The organism is Streptosporangium sp. NPDC001559, assembly GCF_042893955.1.
Taxonomy (GTDB): domain Bacteria; phylum Actinomycetota; class Actinomycetes; order Streptosporangiales; family Streptosporangiaceae; genus Streptosporangium.
This window is the reverse complement of sequence record NZ_JBIAVG010000011.1, coordinates 207,074-226,601: the sequence shown is the minus strand read 5'-3', so window position 1 is coordinate 226,601 and position 19,528 is coordinate 207,074. Positions and strand designations below refer to the sequence as shown.

Below are 19,528 nucleotides of genomic sequence, written 5' to 3'. Positions count from 1 at the left end.
ATGAAACAGCCGTTCGAGAAGGTGGTCGCGCGGCACGGGGTGACCGTGCTGCGCGTCTGCCGCGCCCTCCTGGGCGTGCACGACGCCGACGACGCGTGGTCGGAGACCTTCCTGTCGGCCCTGCGCGCCTATCCCGACCTGCCGGAGACGGCGAACGTGGAGGCCTGGCTCGTCACCATCGCGCGGCGCAAGGCGATCGACGTCCACCGGGCCGCGAAGCGGAACGCGGTCGCCGTCGGAGATCTTCCCGAGACGCCGAGCGATCTCGGTGTCCCCGGCGGTGACGCCATGGATCTGTGGGACGCGGTGGTGAAGCTGCCGGACAAGCAGCGCCAGGCCATCACCTACCGGTACCTCGCCGGGATGTCGCACGCGGAGATCGCGGCCATCCTCGGCGGCACCGCCGACGCGGCGCGCAGAGCCGCGGCCGACGGGCTGAACACCCTCAGGAAGAGCTACCCGGGCGCTCACGCGAAAGGAGCATCCTCATGAACGACATCCTTGGCGTGCTGTCGGCGCCCGTCGACCCCGAGACGATGGCACGGCTGCACGCCCGGCTCGCGCGTGAGGCGGTGACCGAAGGGCTCGTGGACGTCGCCTACACCGTCGTCGACTCCCCGGTCGGGAGGCTGTTGCTCGCGGCGACCCCGAAGGGTCTCGTCCGGGTGGCCTACCAGAACGAGGACCACGACCGGGTGCTGGAGACGCTGGCGAGCAGACTCAGCCCCCGCGTCCTGCACGCCCCCCAGCGGCTTGAGGCCGCCGCGCGGGAGATCGACGAGTACTTCGGCCGCCGCAGGAGGACGTTCGACCTGCCCCTGGACCTGTCGTTGTCGCGTGGGTTCCGGCAGCTCGTGCAGAGGCATCTGCCGGAGATCGGCTACGGGCGGACCCTCAGCTACCGGCAGGTCGCCGAACTCGTCGGCAGTCCCAAGGCCGTCCGCGCCGTCGGCACCGCCTGCGCGACCAACCCCCTCCCCGTCGTCGTCCCCTGCCACCGGGTGCTCCGCACCGACGGCTCCCTCGGCGGCTACATCGGCGGTCTCGACGCCAAGACCACCCTGCTGAACCTGGAGGCCGCGGCATGACGCGGGTCGATCCGTGGCGCGAGCGCGTCGACGCCGCCGACTGGGCCGCCGTCACGGCCGAGATCGACGAGTACGGCGGAGCCCTGCTGCCGCGACTCCTCACCCCGGAGGAGGCCGCCGGGTTCTGCGAGATGTTCGACCGGGACGACCTGTTCCGTAGCACGATCGACATGGGCCGGTACCGCTTCGGCGAGGGGCGGTACCGGTACTTCGCGGCGCCGTACCCGGAACCGATCGAGCGCTTGAAGCAGGCGCTCTACCCGCGGCTGCTGCCCATCGCGCGTGACTGGTGGGCCAAACTCGGCCGCCCCGCGCCGTGGCCCGACACGCTCGACGAATGGCTCGCGATGTGTCACGAGGCCGGGCAGACCAAGTCGACGGCGATCCTGCTGCGATACCGCGAGAAGGACTGGAACGCGCTGCACCGCGATCTCTACGGCGACCTCGTCTTCCCCCTACAGGTCGTGATCAACCTCAACCGGCCCGGCGTCGACCACACGGGAGGCGAGTTCCTGCTGATGGAACAGCGTCCCCGCGCGCAGTCACGGGGGACGGCGACGCTCCTGCCGCACGGACACGGCTACCTCTTCACCACCCGAGACCGTCCCGTCCGGTCGAGCCGAGGATGGTCGGCGGCACCGGTCCGTCATGGTGTGTCCGCCGTCCGCTCCGGCCTGCGCCACACCCTGGCCCTCGTCTTCCACGACGCCGCGTGAGCGCCGTGACGCGGCAGGAGCTCGTCGCCCTGCGTGATCTCGCCCACGCCCGGAGAGGGAGGTGGGTGGCGATCGGCGGCGGCAGGACGCCGGAGGCGGTCGCGTTCGCCGACGCGTTCGCGTCCCTCTGGGAGGAAACCGGCGGAGAGGTCGTCGAGACGGTCGCGTGGCCGGAGACGGCCGCGTCGTGGCTGCGCCACGCGAGGCGCTTCGCGGAAACGGACGTGGACCTCTGGATCATGACAGGCCCCCCGGCCGGGTGGGCGCGGATGGTCCGGAGGCTGCTGCGCTCAACCCGGTGGCGGCCGGAACGCACTCTCGTCACCTCGGACATCGGTGATCGCGCGGTCCTGGAACTCGCCGGTGCGGACGACCTCGACGGTCTCGCCGGTGCGGACGCCCTAGGGGCATCATGGTTCGTCGAAGCAGGAAAAATCGTACGGTGATCCCGTTCGTTCCCTCTGTTCCTGAGCTGGGGCCGGGCGCGAGGTTGGTGCCCGGCTGGCTGACACTCGACCAGCAGGCGTGGATCGTCCGGCGGTTCCGGTCGTGGGCGCGGGGGCCGGTTCCGATCCGCGCCGCGAAGGTCCGTGGCCACGAGATGTCGGTACGCACGGTCTGTCTCGGCTGGCACTGGCAGCCCTACCGGTACACGCGAGAGGCGACGGACGTCAACGGCGCCCGCGTGCTGCCCTTCCCCGACTGGATGGGGAGGCTCGGCAGGCGCGCGCTCCGCGAAGCCGGGTACCCGGAAGAGGAGGCCGCGGGTTACGCGCCCGACACGGCCCTCGTCAACCATTACGACGACAACGCCCGTATGGGAATGCACCAGGACAAAGACGAGCGGTCCCTCGCTCCCGTCGTCTCGCTCTCCGTCGGCGACGCGTGCACGTTCCGGTTCGGCAACACGGAGAACCGGGGCAGGCCGTACACCGATCTGCTGCTCGGCTCCGGTGACCTGTTCGTCTTCGGGGGCGCCTCCCGGCTGGCCTACCACGGCGTCACCCGTGTTCACCCGGGCACGGCGCCGGAGGGATGCGGGCTGGACAGGGGCAGGATCAACATCACCATGCGCGTCACCGGCCTCGACGGGTGACGTGTCCGAAAACAAATAAGCTCCCCTGTCCTCTTTGAATTTCGGCAATGGCGCACGGCGGGCGTTTTCTTCTTTTCAAGTAGGGATTTATCCTTTCGTTGATCGGGGAGGGCGTTCGCGGGCGCGGCCCCATATGGAATGTGTGAACTTCACTCATTGGGTGTGAAAACTTCACGAGCGAGATAGGGGAACTTCGCCGAACGCCTGGTCGTGTCGGGGAACATCGCCCGGCGGCGCGTGACCTGCGCCGATGCGAAGTTATGTGAAACCTGAAAGAGGGGCCTTGACTCCCCCTTCTTGCTCGATTAGTAATAGTTACGGTCAAGTTACGCGAGCCGCCAAATAGTCACGGCCGGGTCGCGCCGCCCCGCTGCGGGCGGAAAGCCACGGCACTCCCCTTCGTCATCCCGGTATCCGTGTTCTAAGAGGGAGAATTCTCATGCGTGACCGCCTGACCTCCGTTGTCTCCGAATTCGGCACACCGTGCTATGTGTACGACGAGAACCTGATCGACAGGAACGTCAGCCGGTTCACCGGCCTGGCGTACCCGGAGAAGGCGGTTCACTTCGCCTCCATGGCCAACAACAACCCCCGGCTCCTCGAACTGGTCAGACAGCGGGGCCTGGGCATCTTCGTCAACTCCCTGAAGCACATGAAGCTGGCTCTGAACTGCGGTTTCAGCCCCAGCGAGATCATCTACACCTCGACGGGGGTGCGGCGCGAGGACCTGGCGTTCATCGTCGAGCACGGGGTGGCCGTCAACCTGGACTCGATCGGCCAGCTGCGGCTTTTCGGCGAGGTGAACCCGGGCGGACGCTGCGGTATCCGGCTGAACATCGACGAGAACTCCCTCGACAACGTCTTTATCGGCGCCGAGAGCCGTATCGGCGTCCTCGAAAGTGAATTCGAGAAGGTCATGGCCACGGCCAAGGAGTACGACATCACCATTGTCGGAACGCATGTCTACCTTGGTACGAACATTGTCTCCCTGTCGACCATGATGCAGGGGGTCAAGCGCACCCTCGAACTCTCGAACCACTTCGCCGACCTCGAATACGTGGACCTGGGCGGCGGCTTCCCGGTCAGGGGCGACGACGCCATCGATTTCGACTACGCCGAGTACGACAAGAGCATCAGCGATGTTTTCAACGCCTACTCGAAGGAGCGCGGCCGTCCGATAAAGCTCATTCTTGAGCCCGGACGCTCCCTCTTCGGGGACACCGCTGTTTTCTGCACGTCCGTGCTCGACGTGAAGGAAAGGCCGGACCGCTTCCTGGTCTGCTGCGACGCCAGCGCGACCCTGTTGCCGCGGTCGATGTTCTACAACGAGTTCCACAACGTGGACGTCCTGGGCAAGAGCGGATCCGTGCTTGAGAAGCCGGTCGACGTCGTGGGATCGACGACGTACTCCCGCGACTTCCTGGCCAAGGGCATCCACCTGCCCGCGCTGGAGCCCGGGGACGTCCTGGTCTTCGACCAGGCGGGAAGCTACTGCTACTCGATGATCACGCAGTTCCTCGGTCAGACCGAACCGTGTGAGGTGCTGCTCGACAAGGACGGCGAGCCCACGCTCATCCGGTCCCGTGAGCAACTGATCGGGAGCGACCGTTGACCGACGGACGCTGGTCGTTCGAGGAGATCGCCCCGGGCGAGGCTCACCGCCACCGGATCGTCGCGGAGGTCTACTCCACCAGGAGCGCCTTCCAGCACATCCAGGTGCTTGAGACCGAGAGCTACGGCCGGGGCCTTTTCCTCGACGGACGGATTCAGCACGTCGCCGCGGACGAGTACATCTACAGCGAGAGCATGGTCCACCCGGCCATGTTCCTGCTGGGGGGCTCCTGCGAGCGGGCGCTGTGCATCGGGGCGGGGCCCGGCGGTGTCGTGCGCGAACTGCTGAGATACCCCGGGGTCGGCGAGGTGGTCCAGGTGGAGATCGACACCTCGGTCATCGACGTGGCCCGCGACCACCTGCCCCACGTCGGCACCGAGCACTGGTCGGACCCCCGGGCCCGGCTCCAGATCGCGGACGTGCTGGAGTACCTCGACGACGAGCCCGGCCGGTTCGACCTCATCGTCAACGACCTGAGCGAACCGCTGCCCGGCAGCCCCGCCTCCGAGGTGTTCTCGGCGCGGAGCGTCGGCCTGATGCGGTCCAGACTCAGCGAACGCGGCCTCTACGTCTCGTGGTGCGGCTCGGTCGGCCCCCGCTCGTCGGAGATGGCCGCGCGGATCGGCGCCGTGGTCGAGCGGGTCTTCCCGCACGCCTACCGCTACGTCACGCATCCGCAGTCGTACGGGACGGTCTGGATGACGGTCATCGGCTCCAACCTGCCGCTCGACCCGCTGGGTGCCGGGCCCGCCGAGATCGACCGCCACCTCGCGGAGCGGATGACCGGCACCCTCCGCCTCTACGACGGGATCACCCACCACCACATGTTCCACGTGCCGAAGGACGTGCGCGAGGCCGTGGCCACCGTCGACCTCGAACAGCCGATCCAGCTTCTCGTCGACGGGAGTGCCCGGACATGAAGACCGAGAACGAGAACTTCACCGCCGTCGCCCAGCTCTACGACGAGGAGATGCCGGGCAACAACCTCGTCCACGACCTCATCTACCCGGAGGTCTACGGGCAGGGCGAGTACATCGGCCAGTTCAGCGACAACAGCGCGACCGAACTCCGGCTGATGGGCTCGGCCATGAAACTCCCGCCGGACGCGGCGGTGCTCGACATCGGCTGCGGCACCGCCGCCGTCGCGAGCTTCCTCGCGGGGGAGTTCCGCTGGAGGATCACCGGCATCGACGTGGCGGGAAGCCCGCTGGAGAAGGCGAGAGACCGGATCACCGCGACGGGTCAGCAGGAGGAGATCCGGCTCGTGCACGGAAACGTCTACGAGCAGGAGTTCGACGGGCCCTTCGACGGAGCCTACGGAACCGGCGCGTTCTGCCACTTCGACGCCGCCAGGCTCTTCACCCGCTGCCGTGAGCTCCTGCGGCCCGGCGGCTCGCTCGCCTTCCTCGAACGGGTCCGCACGGGGGAGCTGGACGAACGGGAGTGGCACTCGCTGACCACGGAGTGGGCCTGCCCGAGCGTCTACTCGACCGGCGAGTACGCCGACCTCCTCACCGACGCGGGCTTCGCGGTGACGGAGTGCCTCGACCTGACCGAGACCTTCCGCGACTGGCAGGACAGGTCGGTCACCGTACGGCACCGCCTCCGCGACCGGATCGTCGCCCTGACCTCGGAGGAGTACTTCGAGACGAGCACCCGGCTGGCCGACTACGAGAACGCCGTCACCAAGGCGGGAAAGCTCGGCTACGCCCTCGTCGTCGCCACCGCCCGCTGACCGTCCACACCTTCGCGAACACAACAGGGGAATCCCATGTCGGCCGGACAGGTTGTCGAACCCATCACCGCGTACGAGCGGCACGTCCACGACGTCGTGACCGTTCACCGCGCCGGCCGTACCCCGGTCCAGGAGTTCGCGATCGTCGAGCTCGGGACGTACGGCCCCGCCCTCCTGCTCGACGGGCGGGTCCAGTCGACCGCGGGGGACGAGGCCCACTACCACGAGGCGCTGCTGTACCCCGCCTACGCGATGAGTGACCGGGTGGAACGCGTGCTGGTCTTCGGCGGTGCGAACGGCGGTGTCCTGCACCGGCTGTGCGCCCTGCCCGACCTCCGGCAGGTGGTCCAGCTCGACGTCGACGGCGAGCTGTACGAGATCACCAGGTCGATGCTTCCCCACATGCACCGGGGGGCCGACCGCGACCCCCGGTGCCGCGTCGTGTTCGGGGACCCCCGGGCCCTCGTCCGTGAGATCCGTGAGATCCGCGAGGCGGGCGACGGCTTCGACCTGGTGGTCGCCGACCTTCCCGACGCCACGGAGGGGTCGGCGACCGAACGGCTCTTCACGGCGGAGTTCTACGCCGAGGTCAGAGGTGTCCTGCGCCCCGGAGGGCTCTTCGCGACGCAGGCGGGGCCCGCGCACTTCCTCGCCGCGGACTTCTTCGCCGGCACCCTGCGGACCCTGGGATCGGTCTTCCGGTACGCGACGCCGTACGCCATCTCGGTGCCCTCCTACGGAGTGCCGTGGGGGTTCGTCGTCGCCGGGGACACCGTCGATCCCGCGGGTGTGACGGAGGAGCGGGTGGCGGCGGCCATGGCGAAGGTGGACCCGAAGGCGTCCACCGTCTACGACGCCGTCACCCACCGCCACATGTTCGCGCTGGAGCGGCGGCTGCGCGAGGCGCTGGCCGACTCCGGCACAGTGGCCACGGACCGGAAGCCGATCAATGTAGTTTCGTGATCACTTCCGACTTTCCGCACAGACGACGCGATGGAGAGATGAGACCCGATGGCAGTTCCCGGTAGGTCCTCGCTCGCCGGCACCACGGCCGCTGTCGCGACGGGGATCACCGCCAACCTCATCTGGGGCCTCGCGTTCCTGGTCCCCGTCCTGCTCAGCGCCTTCGACCCCGTGGTCATCACGCTCGGCAGATACGTCAGCTACGGCATCCTGTCGCTGCTGATCCTCGCGGTCACCAGGACCCGGCTCCGTGGTCTCGGAAGAGACGTCTGGCTCATGGCCGTCCTGTTCGCCTTCACCGGCAACGTCGGCTACTACTTCTTCGTCGTCCAGGGCGTCGCCCTGGTCGGAGCCCCCGTCGTCACCGTGATCATCGGTACCCTCCCGGTCACCGTCGCCCTCTACGGCAACTGGCGGCAGAAGGAGTTCCCCTTCGGCCGCCTCGCCCTGCCCATCGCCCTCATCGCCGCCGGGCTCATCCTCGTCAACCTCACCGAGGCAGGCTGGTCGGCCACCGGAGACCGGTCGCCGGTCGCCCAGCTCGCCGGCGCCGGCTGCGCCCTCCTCGCCCTGCTGATGTGGACCTGGTACGGCGTCGCCAACGCGGCCTTCCTCAAGACCCATCCGGAGATGTCCTCGGGGCGGTGGTCCACCCTCATCGGCGTGGTGACCCTCGTCATGGCGCTGCTGGCCAGCCCCCTGCTGCTGCTCGGCGCCTCCGCCTCTCCCGCCCCCGGCACCGGTGGAGCGGGGGACTCGGTGGCCTGGCTGATAGCGGGCAGCCTCATCCTGGGCATCATGGTCTCCTGGGTCGGCACCCTGCTGTGGAACAGGGCCTCCCACCAGCTCCCGGTCTCGGTCTCCGGACAGCTCATCGTCTTCGAGACGATCTCCGGGCTCACCTACGTCTTCCTCGCCGAACGCCGTCTGCCGCCGCCCGTCGAGGTCGTGGGCATCGCCGTCGTCATCATCGGTGTCCTGATCGGCATCCGGCGGTCGATGCGTCAGGCCGTCCGCGAGCCCGTCGGCCACCTCAACGATGGGAAAGACCGTTGAACTCCGAAGAACTGCTTGTCAGGCTGGCCGCGATCCGGGACAGGGTGACCGTCGCGGCCGAGAAATCCGGCCGGAACGGCGACGAGGTGACCGTCATCGCGGTCACCAAGACCCATCCGGCCACGACCGTCGCCCACCTGTACGGCACCGGCGTGACCGATCTCGGGGAGAACCGGATCCAGGAGGCCTCCACCAAGATCGACGAACTGGGTCACGACCCCTGGCGCTGGCATCTCATCGGGTCCCTGCAGTCCAACAAGGCGGCCCAGGCGGTGCGGATGTTCGACGTCGTCCACTCCGTCGACACCCTGAAACTCGCCCGGCGTCTCGACCGGGTCCTCGCTGACGATCCCGAGCGGGGCCCGATGCGGATCCTGCTCCAGGTCAACGTCGCCGACGAGGCGAGCAAGTCCGGTTTCGACCTCCGAGGCCCCGGCGACGGGGAGAGGTGGGAACGGTTCCTCGGGGTCGTCCGTGAGATCGCGGCGCTGCCCAACCTGGTGCCGTGCGGCCTCATGACGGTCGCCCCCCTGGTGGACGACCCGGAACAGGTCCGTCCCTGCTTCCGGACGCTCGCCCGCATCAGGGACGCGCTGCGCGAGCACGTGCCGGACCACGACTGGCGTGAGCTGTCGATGGGCATGTCCAACGACTTCGAGATCGCCGTCGAGGAGGGCGCCACCCTGGTGCGGATAGGCAGGGCCATCCTGGGGGCCCGTAGCTGACGGGGAGTCACACCCGCGCGGCCCTCGAACCCCGGTCCGGCGGCGTTCCTGTGGACGCGAAAAGGCGGATGAACATTCCTACTCTATCGGACTTGCCGTCAAATAACGCAGGGTATAGCGAAATTAACGCTTTGCATGTGATCCATGGGGGTTTGGTGTTAAATTCAGTCATGGCGAGGTGGTGACTCGCTCTCAGTGATTTCGTTATGCCTGAAGGGCTGAAACGATCATGAGTGATAATTCGGCTGGGTTTTCGAGACGGGTTCCGGCGGCGATCGGTGTCGATGAGGGCACGGTGCCGGTCGGGAGTGATGAAAAAGGCTGCGGCGTCACGGTGGGGCGGGCGGCGCGCTGCCGCGGTGTGTCTCCGGAACGGCTCTGATCAGGTGCAAGACATCTGAGGTGCCGTGATTCCGGTCGTCGACCAGAACGGCACCGGTTCTCAGGCGGTTTTACAGGAGAGGACAGGCGAACTTCCGGGATCGATTCGGATCCGGCTGTAGGGGGCGGCGCCCTGTCGGGGCAGGCAGGCGCCATTGGCAGGCGGACACCGAACGCCGGAGCCGTCACGCCTTTCCCCTGATATTTCGGGATGCGCCATGAATGTTCCTCACGATCCATCCGATATTCCTGTTTTCCCCGGCGCCGGGTATCTGCTGCGGCTGATCGCCAGGCTCGCTCGCCGGCCAAAACGCGGTGAATGCCCGGTGCCCGACAGTCACAGAGGAGTGCGGCAGGGCAGAGAAGGGCTTCCGATCGTCTACGTCGTCGGTGCGGAGAAGCACACGAAGCTCTCCCAGGGCCTCGCCCACTTCCTGCGTGAAGCCGATCCACGCCGGGTGCCGAACGGCCTGTACGGCTTTTCCGATCGGGCGCTGGGTTCGAAACGCGAATCCGTCGAGGTCACACGCGCCGCGTTGACGGAACTGGCGCAGGCGTTCGGACGCGATGTCAACGGCCGTGACGGCAAGGTGCGTTTCCGCAGGTTCGGTCTGGTCAACTGGCTCCTGCAACAGAGCGACGCGGACAACGGCGCGAACGCCGTGGACGGTCACACACCGACGCTCCTGCGCAGGCTGCGGGAACGCGAGATCCTCCGCAGGGGGGTGTTCGGATTCCTGCGCTCGCCCCAGGCGGAATTCGCCGTGGGCAACGTGCCCTGGTGGTTACAGCTGCTCTGCCTGTACGTCTTCCCACTCGCCTGGTTCAGGATCCGTCTCGGGCTCGGCGGAGAGTACCGATGGCTGCTTCGACAGCCCTACCTCTCGCCGGCCGATCCAGGCACATTCATCGGTTTCGCGGAAAAGCTGACGGGCCCGAACAAGGACGTCGAGGACATCGAGCAGCTCCGCAAACTCATGACGAACGCGTTCATGGAGGACCTGCGTGTCGCCTATCGCCGTCGGTTCTGGCGACCCAGAGCCGCGCGGCGCATGTCGTACTGCGTGGCGATACTCGACGGGACGACTCCTGTGAACGGGGGCGACACGCTCCTGGAGACCATCATCGACGTCCGTATCGACACAGGGGCCTTCGACCCTCTGCTCGTCATAGCGTGCAACACGGCGGTGCCGGAACCGGGATCGGACCTCTACGCCCACTGGGGCGACAACCGGCTCTGGACGCTCGACGACCGGCGTTATGACGGCTGGCGCGACGGCTTCCTGCGCCACGCCCGCGCCAGGACACACGATTCCTGGTATCTCCCGCTGCTCGTTCCTGACCCGATGTCGCCGACCGACCCGGGGTACGACTTCACCCGGCAGAAAGAGGTCGCCCAGGACGCGCGGTTACGTATTCCGGCGCCGCCTCTGTGGGCGCGCCGTTCGACCGGCAGGGTGCTCGCCGCCGCCGTCGCCCTGGTGCTGGCCGGTGCCGGTGTCAGGCAGTGGTACGCCATCCAGGACTACCAGAGCGCCCACTGCGGGCTGGATGTGTTCGCCGCCGACTCCGGCACGGTCCAGACCATGCCCACAGGCGAGTGCGTCGGCGTCGCACCGTACGGATTCTCCTTCCAGACCTCGGACGGCAAGTTGAGGGCGACCCTCCAGACCATCAACGAGCTGAACCGCAAGGCCGACGAGCTGCACAAGCAGGACCCGAAACGCCCCCTGATCACGCTCGTTCACCTGTCGGCGCTGTTCAGCACCGTCGACAGGTCCCCACGGGCACGCGCCTACGTGCGCGAGGCCCTGCAGGGGGCGGCCAGCGCGCAGTCACGTCAACTCCGCAAGTCCGGGCCCGTGGAGCCCATAGTCCGCATCTATCCGGCGAACGCGGGATCGGGAATGAGGTACGGCCCCCAGGTCGCCGAGATCCTGGCGCGCCTCAAGGAGAAGGACCCCACGATTCTCGGTGTGACCGGCCTCGACCAGAGCAGGGAGGCCACCGGCCGGACGATCCGCGCCCTGACCAAGGCCGGGCTCCCTTCGGTGGGCACGATCCTCTCTGCGGACACCCTCATCCGCCAGTCGCCCATGTACTTCCAGATCTCGCCGCAGAACAGGCGTGAGGCCGCGGTCGCCGCGGCGTACGCGGGCCGCCTTCGCTACAGAACAGGGGAGAAAATAGCCCGCAAGGTTCGCATCCTGTATTCCGACGATCCGATGGACATCTACAGCGACAATCTGAAGGACGACGTCGAGAAGAGCTTCAAGGAAATCGGTTTCGCCACCGAGATCATTCCGTACTCCACTCCGAGCGTGGACTCCAGCAGGATCTCCGCCGGGCTGATCGACCTGGGAAGACAGGCGTGCCACTACTCAGGGCTGATCTTCTTCGCCGGACGCGCGGAGGACTTCGAGTCGATGCTCGGCGGCGTCAACGAGGCCTGTAACTCCGAGCCGCCCATCATTCTCGGTGGCGATGACGTGGCTCGCCTGGCCGCCGACGCCGAACGCCGGAAGAACTTTCCCGGAATCTCCTACGACTTTCTCGACTTCGCGCTCGACGCCGCACGCTGCGACAGCGCCAGCGAACTCTACGCCGAGCTGGCGGAGCTGTTCCCCGACGAGTGCAGTCAGCTGGAGAGCTCCTCGCTGGACGGGCACGCCGCGATCGCGTTCGACGCCGTCAGGCTCTACGTCAACGCCGTCAGGCAGCTGAAGGAGGAATTCCTGGACATGCCTCTGACATCGGCGACGATCTGGCACGCCATCAGCGGCGTCTACGGGGACAAGGCGCTCGACGGAGAAAGCGGCATGATCGACTTCGGCGGTGACGTCGACCGTCAGGTTCCGCTGGACAAGCTCATCTCCGTTCAGCGCGTTGACGGCTTCGGCCGACCGGCGCAGGTGGGGTTCTGCGGCCGGGTCGGCGGCCTGAAACAGGCGTCGTGGTGCCCCACCCTTGAGGTCGGCCCCGTCCGGTGATCCACCGCCCGGCGGCGGACCGGGCCAGGTCCGCCTGGCGACCCCACCGGCGACGCGGTGCCGTACGGCCGTCGGTCCGCACAGAGCGCGACCCCGGACTCGGCCGTCTCCGCGCCGCCGAACGGTTCCGGAGCGGAAAGGATCGTTTCACATACAGAAAGTGATGTATATGGGTCTGTTTTCGGTAGATCGAAGCCCTGTCACCAGCTGACGGGCAGGGCGGTCAGGCTGCCGGTCACCACGTCCGCGTCGAAGGTCAGCTCCTCCGGCGCGCAGCCGAGCCTCATCGCGGGAAAGCGACCGGTCAATCGGGAGAAGACCGTCTGGAGTTCGATGCGGGCCAGCGGCGCGCCGATGCAGTAGCGGGCGCCGTGGCCGAAGGTCAGATGCGGTACGGCCGCGCGGCCGATGTCGAAGCGGTCGGGGTCGTCGAAAACGGCGGCGTCGTAGTTGGCCGCGCCGGTGTCCAGCAGCACCAGGTCGCCGGCGCGTACCCGCACGCCTGCGATCTCCAGGTCGGTGCGGGCGTAGCGCGCGATGCCGTCCCCGCCAAGACTGAGCGCGCGCAGGATCTCCTCGACCGCCGTGCCGATCCGTGACGGGTCGGCCACCAGCGCCTGCCACTGGCCGGGGGTGGCCAGCAGCCACAGCACTCCCGCGTCGATCGCCGTGACCGTGGTCTCGTGCCCGGCGAACAGCAGGATCATGCCCATCGTCGCGGCCTCTTCGTCACTGACCCCGTCGGTGGCGGCCAGCCGGGAGATCACATCGGCGTCGGTGTCGCCCTCGGCCCGTTTACGGGCCACCAGGCGCCGGCCGTAACCGAACAGTTCCTCAAGGCCCTGCTTCGAACGGGCCCGGTCGGTGATGTCGCCCGCGGCCTGGCTCCAGGCACCGAACTGCGCGCGGTCCTCGTAGGGCACACCGAGCAGTTCGCAGATGACCGTGATGGGCAGCGGCAGCGCCAGTGCGGAGTGCAGGTCGGCGGGCGGCCCGGCGGCGGCCAGGTCGTCCAGCAGGGAGGCGGTGAGCGTCTCGACGCGGGCGCGCAGGGCGCGCATCCGTTTGGGCGAGAAGTGCGGCTGCAGCAACGAGCGCATCCGCCGGTGGTCGGCCTGCTCGGTCTCGAAGTCGCCCATCGGCCCGCCGAACATCACCGACTCCCCGGTGCGGGAGGCGTGTTCGGGATCGTGATGGGACCGGCCGAGCCGGTCGTCGTTCAGCAACCGGCGCACCTCCTGATAGCCGGTGACCTGCCATCCGGGGGTGCCGAGGGCGGTGCGAACGGCATGGATGGGGCCACGGGCCTGCAGTTCGCGCAGCAGCGGCGCGGGCAGCATCGGGCCGGGCCGCTCGTACGGCAGTTGAACGCGAGTGGTCACGATTCCTCCAGAAGGCAGACGCGAGTGTGGACACGCGGAGGGGACGGACCTGGACGCGGCCATCCGCGCCTTCGCCCGCGCCGGATACGCCGCCGGCGTCATTCCGGCGGGCGGCGCAGGGGGGAACGCGGCACCGACGTGGACCTGGTGCCGCACGAGCCGGGCGGGTGTTTTGACCCCTTCAGTCCTATACCCACTTCCCGTACGGCGTCGCCGAGTCGTTCGCGCGACCCGTGGACGACCGGGATGTCGGATCACCGCCGCAGGTCAGAGGAGGCCTGTCCGGCCCCTGACGTCGCGGGCCAGGGATCTGGTACCGCCCCAACCCGCATGCTATAGGTAGTCAAACGACTACCAAGAGTGATCGACGTAGGAGAAGCATGCGCCCACCTTCCATCGCCCTGAGCGTCGCCCTCGCCGGCGGCGTCATCGCGAACCTGCTGAGCGGTTCCGCCGCCCACGCCACCCCGGTCACGACCCCGAACGCGACGGCTCAGCAGCCGCTGAAGTGGACCGCGCTCGGCGACTCCTACAGCGCCAACGCCCTCGTTCCCCGCTGGGACCCCAGCGACGGCTGCGCCCGGTCCAACCACAACTGGGAACAGCAGCTGGCCCGGCGGCTGAACGCCGAGACCTCCGACTGGGTTCGGCTCACTGACGTCTCCTGCGGCGCCGCCGAGATCGACAAGGGGGTTCTGTCCCCGCAGACCTGCGACGTGCTGCTGGGCCCGCCGTACAACCGCGGCACCTGCGCGTGGCCGGCCAAGGCCGCGCAGATCGACGCGCTCAACGGCGACGAGGACGTCGTCACCGTCGGGATCGGCGGCAACACCCTCGGGTTCGCCGGCATCCTGGCCAAGTGCCTGGAGATGGGGGTGAAGCAGGGCGACCCGCCGACCCTGGGCCCGGGGTGCAGCGGCTACTACGAGAACGGGGAGGGTCGCCAGTGGCTGGCGGACAGGTTCGCCACCCTGACCCGTGAGTACACCCTCATGATGAGGCGGATCCACGAGCGCGCTCCGCACGCGAAGGTGTTCCTGCTGGGCTACCCCACGGTCGTGTCCAGGCCGTTCAACCAGACGACCTGCTACTGGGGGAACTTCAAGCGGTTGGGCACCGTCCGCCTCGGTGTGGACGGCGACTTCCTCATCGCTCTGGAGCGGCGTCTCAACGAGGCGATCAGGCAGCAGGCTCGGGACAACCAGCAGTGGGCCACCTACGTCGACACCTACGAGTCCAGCCAGGGCAAGGGAGTGTGCGCCACGGGCGCCAACCAGTGGATGTACGGAGTGTTCGACGACCTGGTGATCCCCGAAGGCGAGATCAAGCCGGCCGACCCGGCCGAGTACCAGTGCGATCTCCTGAACGTGCTCCCGGCCGGCGTCCCCAGGGGTGAGGCCTGCACCCTCATCCACCCCAACGTCCGCGGCGCGGCGAACCAGGCCAACCAGACGTACGCGGCGTTCCGCAACGCGGGCCTGACCCCGGGATCAAGGTCCAAGGGTTAGGCCGGCGACCACACCGGCCCGGCGCGGACGCCGGTGTGGTGAGCGGTGCGACGGCGGGCACCGGCCGGATCGTCGGCCGGTGCCCGTCCCACCGGCCGGTGTCCGCCGAATGGTCAGGCACAGTGTCGGCCGGAGCCTGGCCGGTGGCGGCGAACGCCGTCGGCCAGGCCGTCGGGATCCTCCGGTCAGGGAGACGGCGAGACGTCCCGCGGGAGCGGCGGGACGCTGAGGATGATGCCGTAGCCGGTGACGTCGGAGGGTTCGCCGACGGGCCGGCCGTCGGTCTGGATCCAGGCGTGGGCGGCGAAGGGCGGGGTGCGTACGCCGGTGCACCAGGTGGGCCAGTGGCCGCGCAGGCGGCACAGCAGGGTCGCGGCGAGAGAGCGTTGCAGGCAGTGGCGTCCGGCGCACATGGTGCTGGTGGCGGTGACGGCGGTGTGAGCGTCCAGCGCCTGGACGTACGTGGCGGGACGGGTGCCGCGGCGCAGCAGGGTCAGGACGGCGACGATGCGCCGTGGCGGCAGGTGAGCCAGCAGACGGGCGGCGGCGACGGCGGTGCGGGCGGCGACTCGGGTGCGCAGCGGGGGCCGGGTCTTCGGGGAGTGGAGAGTCTGGCTCACGACCGGACCAGCCCGGTACGACGCAGGTCGTCGAGCAGGGCGGCGATGTCGTCAGAGGCCTGCCGGCGGGTGACCGGCTGCCGACGGACGAGCTGGTCGGCGACCTGGTCGGCGGTGGTGCCGCCGAGCAGGGCGCGCAACACCTCGGCCCCGGTGGCGTTGGTCTGCCAGTATCGGCCGCGGCGGGTGTCGAGCAGGATGAGCGCCTGCCCGGTGTCGTAGAGGGTGACATCAGGGCACAGGGTCAGGCTCATGACGGTGGACCTTCAGGTAGGCGGGTTCGGGGTGGGCGGCGATGTCGCGCAACCAGGCCTCGGCGGCCAGGGTGTATTCGAGTTCGGCGGCACCGCCGGTGAGCAGGGCGGGGCTGATCAGCGCGCGGCGCAGCGCGCCGGGGTCGGCCAGACCGGCGGCGGCCAGATGAGAGTCGGTGGCGAAGGCGGCCAGGGTGTGGCGGTTGGCGACCAGGCCGGAGTGCCATTCGTCGCCGCAGTGGTCCTTGGTGGTGCGCTCCAGGATCGCGTCAGGGACCAGGCCGCGCATCGCCTCGGCCAGCAACGGCTTGTAGACCCAGGGGGAGGCGGCGTCCTCCGGCCGGACCGCGAGGCACGCCTCGAGCACCGCGTCGTCACAGAACGGCATGTGGATCGGCAGTCCGCCGCGGTCGGGTCCGTGGGCGGCGGTGATGCCGCAGGCGCCCCGACCGGCCTGCGTCGCCTGCTCGACCCGTGCGTGGTGACCGCGTTCGGCGGCCAGCGGGCCGTCTCCGTTCTCGGCCGCGTCCCGCAGCAGACCGGCGACCAGGTCACGGGCGTGGTCACTGGCCCAGGAGGGCAGGGTGACCGGCGGTCCCCAGCCGATCGGTGGCCTGCCGAGCGCCGTCCTGGGGGAGCCGAGCAGCCGGGCCTGCGCGTTCAGCCAGGCGGGGTACGAACCCATGCCGGTGAGCAGGCGGGCGGCCGATGTGAGCGGCCAACGGGATCGGGCCCGGTAGCCGGTGGTGTGGCGCAACGCCAGCAGGGGGCGGCGGCGGGCCAGACCGTGCACGTATCCGGGCGGCGGGATCACCGCGTGGTCGCCGCCGTGTCCGGAGAACCGGGCGACGGCGCCGTGCTCGCGCAGCAGTTCGGTCATGTGCTCCTGCTGGAGCCGGTCGCGGATCCCGAGCGGAGGGCCGTCCCCGGGTTCCAGGCGGAGGTGCAGGCCGTCGAAGTGCCCCGGCACCCGGTCGGAGGGGAACGTCAGGTGCGGCACGCCGAGCACGTCGACCGCCTGGCGCGCGTAGCGATGGTCCTGGTTGTTCGGATTGGCCCAGTGCAGGGTGGCGGCCACCAGCCGCGCTCCGGCCTCGGCGGCGAGGAACGCCACCGAGGTGGAGTCCATCCCGCCCGACACATCCGCTCCCCACACCTGCCCGGTCCGCACCCGTACCGCCACGGCCTCGCGCAGAGCGTGCCGCAGGACGGTCGCGCCCTGCTTCAGCGGGAGCACCGGCTCGGGCGCACGCCACCAGGCGCGGGTCCGGCCGACGCCTTCCGCGTCCACCAGCAGCGCCCGCCCCGGCCTGATCGACTCCACCCCCTGCCAGGCCACCGCCTCACCCAGCGGGTACGGCACGCCAGGCCCGGCCAGTACGGCGGCCAGAACGGCCGGGTTCGCCGTCGCCCCCGTCAGATGAGCGAGCGTCCGCGCCCGGTCGGCCACCACGGTGACCCCGCCCACCCGGGCGTGGTACAGCCGCCGTGCCCCGAACGCGCTTCCCCGCGCGTAGGTCTCTCCGTCGACGGAGGCCAGCACCGCGAACGAACCGGCGGCCCCGTCCAGCACCGCCTCCACCTCCTGCGGGCGGCTCACGGCGGCCGATCGCCGTGCCAGTTCGTCCTCGTCGAGGGAACACAGGCCGAGGACCGCCAGCCGTACCCAGCCCGAACCTGCCAGGACCAGCTCGTCGCCGTCCCAGCACCCCACCAGCCAGGGACGGCCGGACGCGTGCGGCACCACATGACACCCACGCTCCCGAATCCGCCCGACGGCGTCACCCGCCGCCGCGCAATCCGGCAGCGCCACCAGCCACGATCGGCCGCACCCGCGCATCCGGTCGTCCCCTTCCTGTTACGAACAGTCGGTCAGTCTCAGTCTTCGCCGTACGGACGGAAGAAGAAGGTGCCTTCCGGGCGCTCCGGGTCGAGGTTGCCGAGGGTCGTGGCGGCGAACGCGCCGACCTCCGCCATCAGCGGCGGCTCGTACACCTTCACCGGCTCCGTGCGCATGTCCTGCTTCATCTGATTCACCTCCTTTCGTGAGTGGTCGATGACGCCATTACAGCTAAAAGTAAGTGCCCGATGACTATCTGTTACTATCTGGGATGGAGAGCTTCGCATCACGCGGCCACCACCTGAGCATCACCGGTTCCGCATGTCACACTGCGCTATCGGCCACGTTGACCTGATTCCTGCAGGCGGAGAGCCATGGGCCGCCGCGACGGCGTCCGGAGGGCGGCCACGGGGGCATCGGGAGAAGCGGTGGCCCGCTGAAGGACGGTTCGGCCGGTCGCCCTGTGCGTGAGGCGCGGGCCCTGCCGATGTCGGCCGAGGCTCTACGGCGCCGGGCGGGGCCGAGCCTTCCGGGCGGACCCTGCGCTGTTCGCCCCTGGAGCAGGGCTCGGGGCGGAGGGGCGGGAGGCTCAGGGGGTCGTCACGCCGCGGACGGGCGAGCCGTGGATCACGGTGCCGCGCCGGGTTCTCTCCGCGCTCGGAGAAGGCGATGTCGTCACCGGAGGGTGGTTGAGGCAGGGGCCGGCCTGTCCGGCCGCGCCCCTGCCCGGTTGGTCGTCAGGCGACGAAGACGCTGCTGCCGAACTCCTGGGTGGTGCGTCCGCCGGGCTGGACGACGGCGACGATCTGACCCGTGCAGTTGGGACCGCTGTAGACGAGCGCGTACTCGTTGGTCTCGTTGCGCAGGATCAGCGGCCTCAGGCGTGCGTCAACGCAGCCGGACGGGTTCTCGACCACCTGGCCTCCGCCGAACACGAGCCGCCCGTGCGCGGCCGTGGCGGCGGTGGGCAGCAGGGTCAGTGTCGCCGCGCCGAGGGCGGCGAGAAGGTGGACGCTGCGTCGCATGATGGGACTCCCCTGTTCGGACCGAGGCGGTGTTTCCGCCGTTGGGACAGTTCCGATCATGCACTTCACGTAGTCGTGAGGACACCTTAAGTGATGGCGTGTCTTCGGTGGTGGGTGGATACGGCGGGGTTGTCCGCCGACACCGCCGGATCCGGGTGCGCGGTGCGGCCGTCTCCGGCCGGAGGCGGCTCGGTCGAGAACGCCGCCGCCGGGCAGGACGGCCTTCTCCCGCTTTCGAAGGATCGGCTCCAGCGGCGTCTGGCCGCGGTCCGCCCTTTTCCCGCTTTCGGTTCCCGTCCGCGGGCCGCGGAACGGGTGGACGCAGGAATTCAGCGGGATTTCCGTTAATCGTTGGCTTCTGTTCGTCTCCGGTGTGCCCGGGGGCTCACCGGAGGCTTCTACGCCATTTACCGGGAGGGGCGGCCCTGTGAGAAAAATGGAATGGTCCACTCATCCCGTGCTCCTTGGGGAAAGCTGCGGGACCGAAACGTGCCACATGCGTGCCGGAGGTGATCCGTCGTACCGCTCTTCGCCTCG

19 protein-coding genes are annotated in these 19,528 nt (G+C 69.0%); 13 read left to right on the top strand and 6 right to left on the bottom strand.

Annotated elements, in window-relative coordinates; translation table 11 throughout:
- From ACFYY8_RS24930 to ACFYY8_RS24875, 12 genes are all read left to right on the top strand, one after another.
- Complete coding sequence (locus tag ACFYY8_RS24930) at window positions 1-492, top strand: RNA polymerase sigma factor (protein ID WP_390044776.1); 492 nt, start codon at window positions 1-3, stop codon at window positions 490-492.
- A complete protein-coding gene (locus tag ACFYY8_RS24925; protein ID WP_390044774.1) occupies window positions 489-1,088 on the top strand; it encodes a methylated-DNA--[protein]-cysteine S-methyltransferase in 600 nt (199 codons plus the stop codon). The genes ACFYY8_RS24930 and ACFYY8_RS24925 overlap by 4 nt, the downstream gene beginning before the upstream one ends.
- Window positions 1,085-1,804, top strand: coding sequence for a 2OG-Fe(II) oxygenase (locus ACFYY8_RS24920; RefSeq protein ID WP_390044772.1), 720 nt, complete (start codon window positions 1,085-1,087; stop codon window positions 1,802-1,804). Before ACFYY8_RS24925 ends, ACFYY8_RS24920 begins: the two co-directional genes overlap by 4 nt.
- Window positions 1,801-2,250 carry a hypothetical protein gene (locus ACFYY8_RS24915; RefSeq protein WP_390044770.1) on the top strand — a complete coding sequence of 150 codons (450 nt, stop codon included), beginning with the start codon at window positions 1,801-1,803 and terminating at the stop codon, window positions 2,248-2,250. The genes ACFYY8_RS24920 and ACFYY8_RS24915 overlap by 4 nt, the downstream gene beginning before the upstream one ends.
- Window positions 2,247-2,900, top strand: coding sequence for an alpha-ketoglutarate-dependent dioxygenase AlkB family protein (locus ACFYY8_RS24910; RefSeq protein ID WP_390044768.1), 654 nt, complete (start codon window positions 2,247-2,249; stop codon window positions 2,898-2,900). The genes ACFYY8_RS24915 and ACFYY8_RS24910 overlap by 4 nt, the downstream gene beginning before the upstream one ends.
- Window positions 2,901-3,339: 439 nt before the next feature.
- Window positions 3,340-4,512 (top strand): diaminopimelate decarboxylase family protein, encoded by a 1,173-nt coding sequence (locus tag ACFYY8_RS24905; RefSeq protein WP_390044766.1) that lies wholly within the window; start codon window positions 3,340-3,342, stop codon window positions 4,510-4,512.
- Window positions 4,509-5,432 (top strand): hypothetical protein, encoded by a 924-nt coding sequence (locus ACFYY8_RS24900; protein ID WP_390044764.1) that lies wholly within the window; start codon window positions 4,509-4,511, stop codon window positions 5,430-5,432. The genes ACFYY8_RS24905 and ACFYY8_RS24900 overlap by 4 nt, the downstream gene beginning before the upstream one ends.
- Window positions 5,429-6,247 (top strand): SAM-dependent methyltransferase, encoded by an 819-nt coding sequence (locus tag ACFYY8_RS24895; RefSeq protein WP_390044762.1) that lies wholly within the window; start codon window positions 5,429-5,431, stop codon window positions 6,245-6,247. Before ACFYY8_RS24900 ends, ACFYY8_RS24895 begins: the two co-directional genes overlap by 4 nt.
- Window positions 6,248-6,283: 36 nt before the next feature.
- On the top strand, window positions 6,284-7,210 hold the full coding sequence (locus ACFYY8_RS24890; RefSeq protein WP_390044760.1) for a hypothetical protein: 927 nt from the start codon (window positions 6,284-6,286) through the stop codon (window positions 7,208-7,210).
- Between the two features lie 48 nt (window positions 7,211-7,258).
- Window positions 7,259-8,266 (top strand): DMT family transporter, encoded by a 1,008-nt coding sequence (locus ACFYY8_RS24885; protein WP_390044758.1) that lies wholly within the window; start codon window positions 7,259-7,261, stop codon window positions 8,264-8,266.
- Window positions 8,263-8,991 carry a YggS family pyridoxal phosphate-dependent enzyme gene (locus ACFYY8_RS24880; protein WP_390044756.1) on the top strand — a complete coding sequence of 243 codons (729 nt, stop codon included), beginning with the start codon at window positions 8,263-8,265 and terminating at the stop codon, window positions 8,989-8,991. The genes ACFYY8_RS24885 and ACFYY8_RS24880 overlap by 4 nt, the downstream gene beginning before the upstream one ends.
- Before the next feature lie 707 nt (window positions 8,992-9,698).
- The gene (locus ACFYY8_RS24875) at window positions 9,699-12,362 is read left to right on the top strand and encodes a hypothetical protein (RefSeq protein ID WP_390044754.1); all 2,664 of its coding nucleotides are present in this window, start codon (window positions 9,699-9,701) and stop codon (window positions 12,360-12,362) included.
- A gap of 200 nt (window positions 12,363-12,562) precedes the next feature.
- Here the strand turns inward: ACFYY8_RS24875 and ACFYY8_RS24870 are convergent, their stop codons facing one another.
- Entirely contained in the window at window positions 12,563-13,744 is a 1,182-nt protein-coding gene (locus ACFYY8_RS24870) for a cytochrome P450 (protein WP_390044752.1), read from the bottom strand.
- Window positions 13,745-14,124: 380 nt separating this feature from the next.
- Here ACFYY8_RS24870 and ACFYY8_RS24865 point away from each other — a divergent pair, with 380 nt between their 5' ends.
- Window positions 14,125-15,252 (top strand): SGNH/GDSL hydrolase family protein, encoded by a 1,128-nt coding sequence (locus tag ACFYY8_RS24865; protein WP_390044750.1) that lies wholly within the window; start codon window positions 14,125-14,127, stop codon window positions 15,250-15,252.
- Between the two features lie 185 nt (window positions 15,253-15,437).
- Here ACFYY8_RS24865 and ACFYY8_RS24860 read toward each other — a convergent pair whose 3' ends face one another.
- The 5 genes from ACFYY8_RS24860 to ACFYY8_RS24840 all read right to left on the bottom strand — a co-directional run bounded on the left by ACFYY8_RS24860 (window position 15,438) and on the right by ACFYY8_RS24840 (window position 18,991).
- Window positions 15,438-15,872 carry a lasso peptide biosynthesis B2 protein gene (locus ACFYY8_RS24860; RefSeq protein ID WP_390044748.1) on the bottom strand — a complete coding sequence of 145 codons (435 nt, stop codon included), beginning with the start codon at window positions 15,870-15,872 and terminating at the stop codon, window positions 15,438-15,440.
- Window positions 15,869-16,126 (bottom strand): lasso peptide biosynthesis PqqD family chaperone, encoded by a 258-nt coding sequence (locus tag ACFYY8_RS24855; protein WP_390044746.1) that lies wholly within the window; start codon window positions 16,124-16,126, stop codon window positions 15,869-15,871. Before ACFYY8_RS24855 ends, ACFYY8_RS24860 begins: the two co-directional genes overlap by 4 nt.
- Window positions 16,104-17,870, bottom strand: coding sequence for an asparagine synthase-related protein (locus ACFYY8_RS24850; protein ID WP_390044744.1), 1,767 nt, complete (start codon window positions 17,868-17,870; stop codon window positions 16,104-16,106). The genes ACFYY8_RS24855 and ACFYY8_RS24850 overlap by 23 nt, the downstream gene beginning before the upstream one ends.
- A 134-nt stretch (window positions 17,871-18,004) precedes the next feature.
- A complete protein-coding gene (locus tag ACFYY8_RS24845) occupies window positions 18,005-18,154 on the bottom strand; it encodes a lasso RiPP family leader peptide-containing protein (protein WP_390044742.1) in 150 nt (49 codons plus the stop codon).
- A gap of 549 nt (window positions 18,155-18,703) precedes the next feature.
- Window positions 18,704-18,991, bottom strand: coding sequence for a hypothetical protein (locus ACFYY8_RS24840; protein ID WP_390044740.1), 288 nt, complete (start codon window positions 18,989-18,991; stop codon window positions 18,704-18,706).
- Window positions 18,992-19,528 lie beyond the last annotated feature (537 nt).

Excerpts from the sequence above, each read along its gene's own strand:
- ACFYY8_RS24930 (WP_390044776.1), top strand. The coding sequence starts at position 1 with ATGAAACAGCCGTTCGAGAAGGTGGTCGCGCGGCACGGGGTGACCGTG.
- ACFYY8_RS24925 (WP_390044774.1), top strand. The coding sequence starts at position 489 with ATGAACGACATCCTTGGCGTGCTGTCGGCGCCCGTCGACCCCGAGACG.
- ACFYY8_RS24920 (WP_390044772.1), top strand. The coding sequence starts at position 1,085 with ATGACGCGGGTCGATCCGTGGCGCGAGCGCGTCGACGCCGCCGACTGG.
- ACFYY8_RS24905 (WP_390044766.1), top strand. The coding sequence starts at position 3,340 with ATGCGTGACCGCCTGACCTCCGTTGTCTCCGAATTCGGCACACCGTGC.
- ACFYY8_RS24895 (WP_390044762.1), top strand. The coding sequence starts at position 5,429 with ATGAAGACCGAGAACGAGAACTTCACCGCCGTCGCCCAGCTCTACGAC.
- ACFYY8_RS24890 (WP_390044760.1), top strand. The coding sequence starts at position 6,284 with ATGTCGGCCGGACAGGTTGTCGAACCCATCACCGCGTACGAGCGGCAC.
- ACFYY8_RS24885 (WP_390044758.1), top strand. The coding sequence starts at position 7,259 with ATGGCAGTTCCCGGTAGGTCCTCGCTCGCCGGCACCACGGCCGCTGTC.
- ACFYY8_RS24865 (WP_390044750.1), top strand. The coding sequence starts at position 14,125 with ATGCGCCCACCTTCCATCGCCCTGAGCGTCGCCCTCGCCGGCGGCGTC.
- ACFYY8_RS24855 (WP_390044746.1), bottom strand. The coding sequence starts at position 16,126 with ATGAGCCTGACCCTGTGCCCTGATGTCACCCTCTACGACACCGGGCAG.
- ACFYY8_RS24845 (WP_390044742.1), bottom strand. The coding sequence starts at position 18,154 with ATGAAGCAGGACATGCGCACGGAGCCGGTGAAGGTGTACGAGCCGCCG.
- ACFYY8_RS24840 (WP_390044740.1), bottom strand. The coding sequence starts at position 18,991 with ATGCGACGCAGCGTCCACCTTCTCGCCGCCCTCGGCGCGGCGACACTG.